This is a genomic window from Advenella kashmirensis WT001 (assembly GCF_000219915.2).
In the GTDB taxonomy this organism is placed as follows: Bacteria; Pseudomonadota; Gammaproteobacteria; order Burkholderiales; family Burkholderiaceae_B; genus Advenella; species Advenella kashmirensis.
In genome coordinates this window covers 1,644,293-1,656,836 of the sequence record NC_017964.1, presented here as the reverse complement: position 1 = coordinate 1,656,836, position 12,544 = coordinate 1,644,293, and the positions used below count along the sequence as shown (strand labels likewise).

The following is a 12,544-nucleotide window of genomic DNA, read 5'->3' as shown; positions in this document are numbered from 1 at the left end:
ATTCTGCCGCCCGTTATGGCCGTCCTATTGCCGGGCCAGCAAGGCGACCGCCGTGGCTGCAATGCCCTCCTTGCGTCCAAGATAGCCCAGATGCTCGTTCGTCTTTCCCTTAACATTCACGCAGCCAGGATCCAGCGCCAGATCAGCAGCAATATTGCTTACCATGGCCGCCGCATAGGGCATGATTTTCGGCGCCTGGGCGTGGATAGTGGCGTCCACGTTCACAACCTGCCAGCCGGCTTCGCGGACACGACGGTACGCCTCGCGCAACAGCACCCGACTGTCACTGCCTTTGAATGCAGGATCGGTATCGGGAAACAAACGACCGATGTCGCCCAGCGCCGCTGCGCCCAGGATGGCATCGGTAATCGCATGCAATAGCGCATCGGCGTCCGAATGTCCCAGCAGACCGTGGGTATGGGCAATGGTGACTCCCCCCAATATCAGGGGCCGCCCCTCCTGTAACGCATGGACATCGAACCCCTGTCCAACCCGCAAGCCAATTGTCATACAGCACTCTCCCTGTCTATTGCGTAAACTTCATTCTTTAATTTCATTTCAACATGCGCAAGGCATTCGTGCCGTGCCGCAGGTCAACAACACTTTATTTTTAGGCCTGCCGCGGCACCGCTGCGGCATACGACAGCCACCGTTCCATCATGCAAAATCTGCAGGCCAGGTCACTTTCATATTTTCGGCCGAACCACGTACCAGCAAGGGACGCATGCCTGCCGCCTCCATGGCCGAAGCTTCGTCGGTAATCTCCAGTCCCTGACTCATCGCGTTGCGCAGCGCATCCAGCAGGGCGCGGGCTGGAAATAGCTGTGGTGTCTGCGCCAGCCACAAGCCGTCACGCGGGATGGTCTGCGCTACACATACCTGCTGTTGCTCATCTACCGTTGCGCGTTTAACGGTATCGGGCACAGGCAAGGCCAGCAACCCGCCTGTCTTCTGCCCCAGGCAGGCATCAATCAATGCCGTAAGCGCATCGGGCTGCAAGCCCGGCCGTGCCGCGTCGTGCACCAGTGCCCAGCCGTCATGATCGTCACGGTCCAGAACCGCTTGTAACGTAGCGCTGACGGTGAGCGCCCGCGTGGCGCCGGCAGTGCGATGGACGTAGACATTGGGCCCCAGGTCCAGCGTATCGATCCAGGTATCCTCAGCCGTGACCCCAATATGGACGGCAGCGACCCGGGTATCTGCACGCAAGGCATTGGCGGCCAGTTGCAACATGGCCACGCCGTTGATCGTGCAATACTGCTTGGGAATCTGCCGGTCGGCAGTCAGGGCCCGACTACCCACGCCGCCTGCGGGAATAATCGCAAAGATGTTCTCAGTCATAGTGGTCGCCGCGGTTGAAGCAGCAGTCGCATCATTCAAGAGATCAGATAATATCATGCCACTTCGCTGCCAGGCCGGATCGCAGCCGGCGGCGCGACGGTGCGCCCAGCGCCGGCCAACACAGCGCCGACAGCCTGCTGGCAGACCGTTGCCCTGGCCGCGGCGAACTGCGGTCCCGGCAGGCGGCGAAACGCCGGTATCTGATAAAATGGGCAGATTCGATTCCCTGCTTCTGCCTCTGTGTCAAACACTAGCCTCACTCCGCTTCTTTCTGCGCTTAAACCCGGTCAACGCTATAGCTACCCGCGTCCACCGGGTTCGGGTGACGCCTGGCTGTCGGCCGAACTTGCTCGCGCCGCCGGCAAGCCGCTGGTGCTGCTCTGCGCCGATCCGCTGCAGGCGCAACGACTGCATGACGAAGTGGTGCTGTTTGACCCGAAACTGCGAGTGCGCCAGTTTCCAGACTGGGAAACACTGCCCTACGATGGCTTTTCGCCCCACCAGGATCTGATTTCCGAAAGACTCAAGACGCTGTCCGCGCTCATGCAGGGCAAAGTCGACGTTCTGACGGTGCCGGTCACAACCGCCCTGTATCGCCTGGCGCCCACTGCGTTTCTGGCGGCCTATTCCTTTTCGTTCAAAAAAGGCGACAAACTGGACGAGGCCGCGCTGCGCGACCAGTTGATGCTGGCCAATTATGCACACGTCTCGCAAGTGGCCGCGCCCGGAGAATTCTGTATCCGGGGCGGGCTGATCGATTTATTCCCCATGGGTTCGGTGCTGCCCTACCGGATCGACCTGTTTGACGACGAAATCGAGTCTATTCGCAGTTTCGACATGGACACGCAGCGCAGCCTGTATCCGGTCAATGAAGTGGAACTGTTGCCCGGCCGCGAGTTTCCCATGGACGAAACCGCCCGCAACCATTTTCGCTCGCGCTTTCGCGACCTGTTCGAAGGTGACCCATCCCGCGCCATGCCCTACAAAGATATGGGCAACGGCATTGCCTTTGCGGGCATCGAGTATTATCTGCCACTGTTCTTTGACGATACCGCAACGCTATTTGACTATTTGCGTCCCGAAACCATCACGATCACCGTGGGCACAATCGAAGAGGCCATCCGGCAGTTTTACGACGACACGCAAAGTCGCTACCGATTCCTCAAAAGCGATCGCGAGCGGCCCGTGCTGGCGCCCGAGCACCTGTTCCTGTCTGAAGAACAGTTTTTCGTTCATCTGAAGTCCTTTGCCCGACTACATCTGGACGAAACCTCTCAGAATGCGCAATTTTCGCCGGCCCCTGATATCGCCGTACTCAGACGCAGTGATGATCCTTTTGCGCGCCTGCGCGCCTGGTTAAAGCGTGGCGAACAGCGGTTGCTGCTCTGCGCCGATTCGGCCGGTCGCCGCGAAACGCTGTTGCAATTGCTGCGCGAACAGCAACTGGAGCCCAGTGCCGCCTTTGATAACGTTCAGGACTTTGTGGCCTCCGATATCGATTTTGGCATTGCCATTGCGCCGCTGAACACCGGTTTTATCATCCGTGACAGGCAACTGTGCCTGGTCACCGAGAATGACCTGTACCCCGGTTCGGCGTCGGTCGCCCAGCGCCGTCGCAAGAAACAGGAACGCAGCAGCAACGTTGACGCCATGGTGCGAGACCTGTCCGAGCTGCGCGAGGGCGATCCGGTCGTTCATATGCAATACGGTATCGGTCGCTACCATGGCCTGGTGACCATGGACCTGGGCGAAGGCGATATCGAGTTATTGCATCTGCAATACTCAGGCAACAGCACGCTCTACGTCCCGGTCTCGCAACTGCACGTAATCTCCCGCTATAGCGGTGCTGATCCCGAGCATGCTCCGCTACATCAATTAGGATCCGGGCAATGGGACCGAGCCCGCAAGAAGGCCGCCAAGCAAATCCGCGATGCGGCAGCCGAGCTGCTGGCTTTGTATGCGCTGCGCGCCGCACGTGAAGGCTTTTCGTTCAAGCTGCCCTTTTCTGACTATCAGACCTTTGTCGAAGGTTTTGGCTTTGAAGAAACGGCCGACCAGCAGGCCGCCATTGATGCCGTGATTGGCGACATGACCTCCGGCAAACCGATGGACCGACTGGTGTGCGGCGATGTGGGTTTCGGCAAGACCGAAGTTGCCCTGCGCGCGGCCTTTCTGTGTGTCGCCAATGGCAAACAGGTTGCCCTGCTGTGCCCCACCACGCTGCTGGCCGAGCAGCATGCCCAGACCTTCGCAGACCGGTTTGCCGACTGGCCGGTGCGTGTGGCAGAACTGTCGCGCTTTCGCAGCACCAAGGAAGTCAAAGCGGCGCTGGACGGCTTGCAGGATGGCACGGTCGATATTGTCATCGGCACGCATAAGCTGCTGGGCAAGGAAGTCAAATTCAAGCGTCTGGGGCTGGTCATTATTGATGAAGAACATCGATTTGGTGTGCGCCAGAAAGAAGCGCTCAAGGCGCTGCGCGCTGAAGTGGACATTCTGACGCTGACCGCAACACCCATTCCGCGTACGCTGGGCATGTCTCTGGAAGGCATACGCGACTTTTCCGTGATTGCCACGGCACCGCAAAAGCGCCTGGCTATCAAAACTTTCGTACGGCGCGAAGACAATGGCACCATCCGCGAAGCCGCCCTGCGTGAATTGAAACGCGGCGGCCAGGTGTACTTCCTGCACAACGAAGTGGAAACCATTCAGAACCGCCGCGCGCGCCTGGAAGAACTGCTGCCCGAAGCGCGTATTGCCGTGGCCCATGGCCAGATGCCCGAACGCGAACTCGAAGAGATCATGAAGGGCTTTTATCAACAGCGTTTTAACATTCTGCTGTGCACCACCATTATCGAAACCGGTATTGATGTACCCAGCGCCAATACCATCATTATCCATCGCGCAGACCGGCTGGGCCTGGCGCAACTGCATCAGTTGCGGGGTCGCGTGGGCCGCTCGCACCATCAGGCCTATGCCTATATGCTCACACCGGGCGAAGATGCCATTACCAGCAATGCAAAGAAACGGCTGGAAGCCATTCAGTCCCTGGAAGAACTGGGCTCGGGCTTCTTTCTGTCCATGCACGATCTGGAAATCCGGGGTACGGGCGAAGTGCTGGGCGAATCGCAATCGGGCAATATCAACGAAATCGGCTTTACCATGTACAGCGATCTGCTCAACGAAGCCGTGCGGGCGCTCAAGGCTGGCGAAGAGCCTGATCTGGAGACTCCGTTCAACTCCGTTTGCGAAGTTAAGCTGCACACTTCTGCCCTGCTTCCGGCTGATTACTGTACCGATATCCATGCCCGCCTGTCCCTGTACAAACAGCTGGCCCACGCCAAGACCGAAGATGACCTGCTGGCCATTCAGGAAGAGCTTACCGACCGCTTTGGCAAAATGCCTGAGCCGGCGCGCATGTTGATCGCCACGCACCGCCTGCGCATTCTGGCCGAAGCGCTGGGCATCATCAAGGTCGACATCAGCGATGAGCAGGCGCTACTGGTTTTCGGTCCCAAGACCAGCGCCGACCCGCTTAAAATGATAGAACTGGTGCAAAAACAAAAGCACATCCGTTTTTCGGGGGCGGATAAATTACGCATTGAACTGAATAATATGCCCGACATCAGTCGCCGTATCGATACCATTCGCCTGCTGCTCAAGACACTGGCGGCCTGACTCCTTTTTATCCGGATTTTCCTTAACATGCATCTCGTACTTCAAGCCCCCGGCATTCGCCATGACCTGATCGAACAGGCCGCTGCGCTGGTCAGCGCCAACCGCATTACCCCCCTGAATGCCTGCGCCATGCGGCTTGAAGAGATAGACCAATCTGCCCTTGCCGAGCTGCAAGCGTGGGCCAGGAGCAAACATGTGGACGTCGCCGCGCTCGAAGATATCCGGCCGCTGCATGATATGAAAGTGCTGGCCATGGATATGGATTCGACCCTGATCAATATCGAATGCATCGATGAGATTGCTGATATGGTCGGTAAAAAGGCCGAAGTCTCCGCCATTACCGAGGCGGCCATGCGTGGCGAAATTACCGATTTCAGCGAGAGCCTGCGACGTCGCGTCGCCCTGCTCAAAGGCGTGGCCGAAACAGATCTGTTGCGTGTCTATAACGAGCGGCTCCAGTTGAATGTGGGTGCCGAGAAACTGATCCGCACAATGAAGGCCGCGGGCGTCCATGTTATGGTGGTGTCCGGCGGCTTTACCTTTTTCACTGAAAAACTGCGCGCACGCCTGGGACTGGACAGCGCGCATGCGAATGTTCTGGAAGTCAATAACGGTAAACTGACGGGACAGGTATATGGTGATATCGTAGACGGCAACAAAAAAGCCGCGCACCTGCGCTCGCTTGCCCTGTCGCTAAACGCCACACCCGAACAATGCATTGCGGTCGGCGACGGCTCCAACGACCTGGCCATGCTGAGCAATGCGGCTTACTCCGTCGCCTATCGCGCCAAGCCGGTATTGCAACAGGCCGCGGCATTTCAGATCAACTACGCCGGCTTGGATGCTATTTTGAACTGGTTTGACAGCAAGGACGCCACACAGGCCGCGCAAGCCCGCTGAGAGCAACGGCCATTTTGCCGCTGCCCATCGTCCCGCACCCGTTTAGTCAGACGGCATATGCGCGTTGAATGCGGCCAGTTGCGCCGCAAACGCCCGCTTGAAAGCAGGTCGCGCCTCGCCTCGCGCCACATAGTCCCTCAGGTTCGGGTAGTCGGGTAGCGGGCTCTGGTTCGATTCATTCAAAATCCGCAGCACGGTTACCATCAACAGGTCTCCGGCGCTGAACCGATCTTCAAGCCAATCAGCGTGTCCGAGCCGGCGACTCAGTTGATCCAGCCGAACGCGTATCCGCTCCTGCAGAATGTGCTGGCGTTGCTCATACCAGCTCTGCTCAGACTCCAGAATCCTGCCCATGACCCACTCCCAGATGGGCGGTTCCAGGCAATTGAGCGCCGCAAACATCCAGACAATGCCACGCGCCCGTGCACCGGGATCATCCGGCAACAGTTGCCCATGCTGCTGGGCAATGTGCAGCACGATGGCGCCTGACTCAAACAGAACCAAATCGCCTTGCTCATAGCTGGGAATTTGTCCGAAGGGATGCTGCGCATAATACGCAGGCTCCTTCAATTGCGCAAACGACAGATAACGCACAAGATAAGGTTGCCCGGCTTCTTCAAAGGCCCAGCGCACTCGCATATCCCGCGCCAGCCCCCTGCCCCCATCGGGAGACTGCGCAAAGGCAGTAATGGTGGGCGTCATTGCGCTATGCCGCCAAAGCGGCACCTGCACCCTGACCTGGGGTACTGAACGACAGCAGTGTGAGTCACGATCATTGCTCCTCCCGGTTTAAGCGTATCCTTTCGTTTGCATGTGAGTTGCACCCCGGCCGCATCTCGGTTTGCGCTTCAATTACACTCAGGTTGCCCTTCAAACGACCGCTATGCGAAACAGATTAACAACCGATCCGTAGCGCGTCAAGACTACCTACCACTTCAGCCGCCCTGCGACATGCTTGCCCAATGCCTTTCTGGCGGTTTTCGCCATTCGCCATTCGCCATTCGCCAGTGCAGCCGCTGCAGCTCGCGTCTTGCGGCGTGACTGCCCAACGCCGAACTGTTGAGCCGGCACAGCGCACTTTAAGGCGCATCGGGCAGCCTTCACAGTGCCCACTGGCAACATCCGTACAAACCGACCTGCGCCAGTGCGCCAGGCGTTGTATGCGCAAGCACCCAGATCAGTTAAAATCATGCAAATCAGCAGCTAATCTCGATCAGAACGACACATCAACTCACACCGGGGCCTGGATGGCAGGCAATCCGTGCGAACGCGGCTCAGAACCAGGGCAGTTGAATATCCAGCATCTGCCACCCGACCTGCATACCGGCATACACACCGGCTATAGTCAGCACCACAGCAACGCCGTCAGGGCGTGATCAACGTACCGGCCATCGGAGGAACCAGACTCATGAAAGTCAAACGTATTGTCGCCAATATCCAAAGCCCTAATGTCGCAGCCGCCAAAGCGTTTTATCAGGATGTACTGGGCCTGGATCTGCTGATGAACCATGGCTGGCTGGCCACTTACGGCTCGGACCAGACCATGCAGACGCAGCTGAGTATCGCCAGTGAAGGCGGATCAGGGACCCCGGTACCCGATCTGTCCATTGAAGTGGACGACCTGGATCAAGCCCTGCAGCGTTGCAAGGCGGCAGCCATTACACCCGAATATGGCCCCGTGACTGAACCCTGGGGGGTACGTCGTTTTTACGTGCGCGATCCCTTTGACCGCCTGATCAATATTCTGGTTCATCTGTGAGTGACGCAAGCAGGTATAAAATAACCCTGAAACAACTCTGTCCATGAAGGAACCATACACTACCCGACAGACGACAACCCATTGCCAGGGACATATCATGCAGTTGAATCAGGCTATCGTTGAGCATCTGAAACGCTTTCCTCCCTTTCAGAACATGCAGGAGCACGTACTGGAAGCATTGGCGGGCCGGCTGACCATCAATTACTTTGCCAAGGGCGAGACGATTATCCCGGCCAACGCGCCGCCACCGGAAACCTTTTATATCGTCAAGCAGGGTATTGTGCAGACCGAGCAGCTGGCCAGCTCGGCCCGCCAGTATCGCGATACGTTCGAACTGCACGAAGGTGAATGCTTTCCCCTGGGCGCGATACTGGCCAGCCGATCCCCAGGCAGTCAGTTCGTCGCTGCGACCGATACTTTTGTGTATGAACTGAGCCTGGCAGGTTTTCAGAAACTGCGGGAAGAATCGCCGGTATTCCGGGATTATTGCGAACAGCGCACCGCCCTGCTGCTTGAGTACTCCAAACAGATTATCCAGGCGCAATATAGCCGCAGCAGCGCTGAACATCCGGCGTTAACCATGCCCTTGCAGCAACTGATCCGAAGAGAGCCGGTGACCTGTTCGTCCGGCCTGGCGCTGCGCGACGCCTTGGAATACATGAAGGAGCAGCAGGTCGGCTCCATCATCGCGGTAGACCACAATAACCAGGCAGTCGGTATTTTCACATTGCAGGATCTGCTTACCCGGGTCGCGCTGCCGCAGGCCGATCTGGATGCCCCTTTTTCGCGCTATATGACGGCAGATCCCGTTTCACTGCCGCCGGATGCGCCAGCCTCCGAGGCAGCGCTCATTATGGCCAGGCGTGGATTCAGGCATATCGTGGTCGCTGACGCCGATACCGGCAGGCTGCGTGGGATGGTATCGGAAAAGGACCTGTTCTCGCTGCAGCGAATCAGTCTGCGACAAATCAACCTACGCCTGCAGGCAGCACAGTCGGTTCAGGATGTTTCCTCCTGCTGCGACGATATTCGCAAGCTGGGCGACAATATGATGGCCCAGGGTATCGCCGTGGAGCAGATTACACAGATTATTTCTGCCTTGAACGATCTGACGCTGTGCCAGATTTCACGCTTAATGCGTGAACGACATCCGCAAGTGCAGACACTGGACTATTGCTGGCTGGCACTGGGCTCCGAAGGTCGCATGGAGCAAACGCTCTATACCGATCAGGACAACGGCATTATCTTTAGCGCCACCAGTGCACAACACGCTGAAGCGGCACGCCCTATCCTGCTGGCATTTGCCAAAGAGGTCAATCAGGCCCTTGATACCTGCGGCTTTCCCTTGTGCAAAGGCAATATTATGGCTTCGAACCCGCAATGGTGTCTGAGCGCCGAAGAATGGCGCGCCCGCTTCAGTGCCTGGATTAGCAGCCCCGATCCGCAGGCCATCATGCATTCCACCATCTTCTTTGATTTTCGTGCGCTAGATGGCAATGAGCAACTGCCCAGGTCGCTGCGCCAATGGTTGAACCAAGCGCTGACACAGCACCCGCTGTTTCTGCGTTTTCTGACGCAGACTGCGCTGTCACGCAAACCGCCATTAGGTCTGTTCCGTGATTTCGTGACCAGCCAGGACAATACCCTGGATCTGAAGACCCAGGCGGCGGTGCTCTTTGTCGACGCCGCGCGCATACTGGCGCTGCAGACGGGCAGCAATCACACCAATACAGTATTGCGCCTAAAAGAAGCAGGGCCAAAAGCCGGGCTGCGCCAGGAACAGGCCGACGCCTATGCAGAAGCATTCCTGTACATCCAGTTATTGCGAATGCAATTGCATCATCAGGCTGCTGCAAAAAATCAGCCTTACACGAACCAGATTGATCCTGGCACGCTTAATGCCCTGGATAATCGAATCCTGCGTGAAGCCTTCCGGCTGGCCAAGTCTCTGCAAAGCATGTTGGGGGTGAAGTATGCACTGTAAGATGCAACGACAGCTATCAGAAGCGTTCCCTCAAGCCATCGGAAGCGAGTAGTCATGAGTCTGCTTGAGTTTTTCCGTGCAGGCAACACACATCCACGCCCTGCCTCGCTGCAAGCGCGCTTCGAGGCGTGGCGTACGCTGCCACAACCCAGTGGCACTCAGGCGGTTCACGAAAGCAGAATTGTTGTGCTGGATGTGGAAACCAGTGGACTCAATCTGAAAAAAGATACCCTGATCGCCATTGGTGCGGTTGCTGTCGAACATGGGCGTATCATGCTGGACGATGCCTTCGACATTGTTCTGCGGCAAGAGCAGATCAGCAGCAAAAGCAATATTCTGATCCACGGCATTGCAGGCGGCAAACAACGCAGTGGCATTGACCCGGCCGAGGCGCTCATGCAGTTTCTTGAATACATCGGCCCCGATCCCTTGCTGGCCTTTCACGTCGCCTTTGACCAGACTATGCTCGAAAAAAGCCTGAAAATGTGGCTGCAAACTGATCTGAAAAAAAGGCAATGGATAGACCTGGCCTATCTGGCTCCTGCCCTGTTGCGTGAACAAGCCATGAGCCACAGAACATTGGACGACTGGATGCAATTGTTTAATATACACAACCATCGACGCCACAACGCAGTGGCCGATGCACTGGCGACTGCCGAGCTATTTCTGTGCATCAATAAAAAATGCGAGCAACAGGGTTGGCGCACGCTCAATACCCTGGGCGTCGCAGAGCGGCAATACCGGCAAATACTCGGACAATAAACCGGCGCATCGACTCACAGGGATTCAACCGATGTCCACGCCGGTGCAGCTGCATTCGAAAAAAAACCCGGCCAGTGCGCACACTGCCGGGATCTGATCTGCCAGCCTGTCTTCAGGCTGCTTTATGGCGCTTGGGATGCTTCATCAGATGGCGCCAGACAAAACCGGGATACCCCAGCACCACGTACAGACACGCTGCAATGGCATAGAACTCCCAGTTTTTCACTGAAGGATTCGCGTAGTTAGCCTCAATCGCAAAGCCGATCGCGCCCACCACAAAAAAGCCAATCAGCACTTCCAGCAGGTGAGTACTCACATGCTTGACCGGCACGTGTGGCGTGACCACGGCGCCAGGCACATATAGCGTCAGACTCAACAGTAATACACCCGCCAGCATATAGGGCAAGTTGCCGGCCTGCGTTCCCAGCAACCAGCAACCGGCGCCAATCGCCGCATACGATAACAAGGCACGCAAGGGATAGAACCAGAACGGCTTTTGCTGCTCGCCCGCTTGCGGCCAAAGCGTAAACACAAAGGTCCTTTCGGTCAGAAACGGTGCGATGGCAAACACAAATGCCAGCACAATGAAAACCCAGATCGACTCAGCAGGATACATAACAATCAGTCCGTCAGAATTTCAGTGAAGCGTCAATCACCTGCACGCACAAGGTCATCAGGCCGCCGGGCAAGATACCCAGCACAATGATCAGCAGACCATTGACGGACATGACGCCACTACGGAATGACCAGGTCGTATCAGGTGCCGGTACACCTTGCACCGGCTCATCAAAGTACACTACCTTGACAACGCGAAGATAATAGAAAGCACCGATCAGCGAACACAACACAGCATAGATAGCCAACCATACGTGTCCGGCTGACACGACTGCCTGCAAGACGACCAGTTTAGCGTGAAAGCCGACCAGTGGCGGAATACCGGCCAGCGAGAACATCAGCAGCAGCATGCCAAAGGCCATCAACGGACTGCGTTGGTTCAGCCCCTTGAGATCGTCGATGTTTTCGCATTCAAAACCCTGGCGGCTCATTAACAACACCAGACCGAAACTGGCCAGGGTGGTGAGCACATAGGTCACGATATAAAACAGCGAAGAGGCATAGGCGCCACTCATGACCGTACCGTTGGCGGCCACGCCCGAAAGCAGTCCCAGCAACACAAAGCCGACATGCGAAATGGTGGAATAAGCCAGCATCCGCTTGAAGTTGGTCTGCATGATTGCCGTCAGATTACCGATGGCCAGCGACAGCACTGCCAGAATGATCAGCATGGGCTGCCAGCTCAGGGCAACGCCATTGAGTCCTTCGATCAGCAGGCGCAACGTAATGGCCAGCGCGGCCAGCTTCGGTGCGGCACCGATTGTCAGCGTAATGGCTGTAGGCGCCCCTTGATACACGTCGGGAATCCACATATGAAATGGCACAGCACCCAGTTTGAATGCCAGGCCTGCAACAACAAAGACCGTACCCAGCACCAGGGTCATTTCGCCAGCCTGGCCACTGCGGATAACCTGCATGACGCCGGCCAGATCCACGTGGCCGGTTGCACCGTACACCATTGAAATACCGTAAAGCATGAAGCCGGAAGCCAGTGCGCCCAGCACGAAGTATTTCATGGCCGACTCGGTAGCAACCAGTGAATCCCGGCGCAGCGCAACCATCGTGTACAGGGCCAGGGACATCAGTTCCAGGCCCAGATAAATGGTCAGCATGCTGCTGGCCGAAATCATCACCATCTGCCCCAGCAGCGCACACAGCGTCAGCGGATACAGTTCTCCTGACTTGGACATGTCGCGATCCACCACATACTGGCGGCTGTAGATCAGCGTGACCAGCACCGCCAGATATGACGCGATCTTCAGAAAGTGCGCCAGCGGATCGGCAACATACATACCATAAAAGGTCGTGCCGCCAATACCGCTATTCCACTGCATCAGTGATACCACAGTCAGAATGATCAGCGCGCACAGGGAGAAAACATAGGTGGTTTTGCGACTGGCTTCATGACTGAGTGCATCGTAAACCAGAATGCCCATGGCCATGATCGCCAGAATGATTTCAGGCGCTGCAAGTGCAAAATTAAATTGATTTTCCATGATGACTCA

Annotated in this window: 10 protein-coding genes; 5 read left to right on the top strand and 5 right to left on the bottom strand. The window is 56.9% G+C overall.

What is annotated here, in order from left to right:
• Positions 1-24: 24 nt before the first annotated feature.
• Positions 25-510: a 2-C-methyl-D-erythritol 2,4-cyclodiphosphate synthase gene (ispF, locus tag TKWG_RS07745; RefSeq protein WP_014750313.1), complete on the bottom strand. Its 486-nt coding sequence runs from the start codon at positions 508-510 to the stop codon at positions 25-27.
• A 147-nt stretch (positions 511-657) separates the two neighbouring features.
• Positions 658-1,341 (bottom strand): IspD/TarI family cytidylyltransferase, encoded by a 684-nt coding sequence (locus TKWG_RS07740; protein ID WP_081489384.1) that lies wholly within the window; start codon positions 1,339-1,341, stop codon positions 658-660.
• A gap of 240 nt (positions 1,342-1,581) precedes the next feature.
• On the opposite strand from TKWG_RS07740, the gene mfd reads away from it, so the two are divergent.
• Together mfd and serB are read left to right on the top strand one after the other, a co-directional pair.
• On the top strand, positions 1,582-5,019 hold the full coding sequence (mfd, locus tag TKWG_RS07735; RefSeq protein ID WP_041709171.1) for a transcription-repair coupling factor: 3,438 nt from the start codon (positions 1,582-1,584) through the stop codon (positions 5,017-5,019).
• Between the two features lie 27 nt (positions 5,020-5,046).
• Positions 5,047-5,919: a phosphoserine phosphatase SerB gene (serB, locus tag TKWG_RS07730; RefSeq protein WP_014750309.1), complete on the top strand. Its 873-nt coding sequence runs from the start codon at positions 5,047-5,049 to the stop codon at positions 5,917-5,919.
• Between the two features lie 42 nt (positions 5,920-5,961).
• On the opposite strand, the gene TKWG_RS07725 is transcribed toward serB, so the two are convergent.
• Positions 5,962-6,621, bottom strand: coding sequence for a glutathione S-transferase family protein (locus TKWG_RS07725; protein ID WP_014750308.1), 660 nt, complete (start codon positions 6,619-6,621; stop codon positions 5,962-5,964).
• Positions 6,622-7,327: 706 nt separating this feature from the next.
• On the opposite strand from TKWG_RS07725, the gene TKWG_RS07715 reads away from it, so the two are divergent.
• The 3 genes from TKWG_RS07715 (at position 7,328) to TKWG_RS07705 (ending at position 10,424) form a co-directional block, all read left to right on the top strand.
• The gene (locus TKWG_RS07715) at positions 7,328-7,678 is read left to right on the top strand and encodes a VOC family protein (protein WP_014750306.1); all 351 of its coding nucleotides are present in this window, start codon (positions 7,328-7,330) and stop codon (positions 7,676-7,678) included.
• 97 nt (positions 7,679-7,775) lie between these two features.
• The gene (locus TKWG_RS07710; RefSeq protein WP_014750305.1) at positions 7,776-9,662 is read left to right on the top strand and encodes a DUF294 nucleotidyltransferase-like domain-containing protein; all 1,887 of its coding nucleotides are present in this window, start codon (positions 7,776-7,778) and stop codon (positions 9,660-9,662) included.
• A gap of 54 nt (positions 9,663-9,716) precedes the next feature.
• Positions 9,717-10,424: a 3'-5' exonuclease gene (locus TKWG_RS07705; protein ID WP_014750304.1), complete on the top strand. Its 708-nt coding sequence runs from the start codon at positions 9,717-9,719 to the stop codon at positions 10,422-10,424.
• 112 nt (positions 10,425-10,536) lie between these two features.
• Here TKWG_RS07705 and TKWG_RS07700 read toward each other — a convergent pair whose 3' ends face one another.
• Positions 10,537-11,040 carry a DUF2818 family protein gene (locus tag TKWG_RS07700; protein ID WP_014750303.1) on the bottom strand — a complete coding sequence of 168 codons (504 nt, stop codon included), beginning with the start codon at positions 11,038-11,040 and terminating at the stop codon, positions 10,537-10,539.
• Between the two features lie 13 nt (positions 11,041-11,053).
• Entirely contained in the window at positions 11,054-12,538 is a 1,485-nt protein-coding gene (gene nuoN / locus TKWG_RS07695) for an NADH-quinone oxidoreductase subunit NuoN (protein WP_041709167.1), read from the bottom strand.
• Between the last annotated feature and the right edge of the window lie 6 nt (positions 12,539-12,544).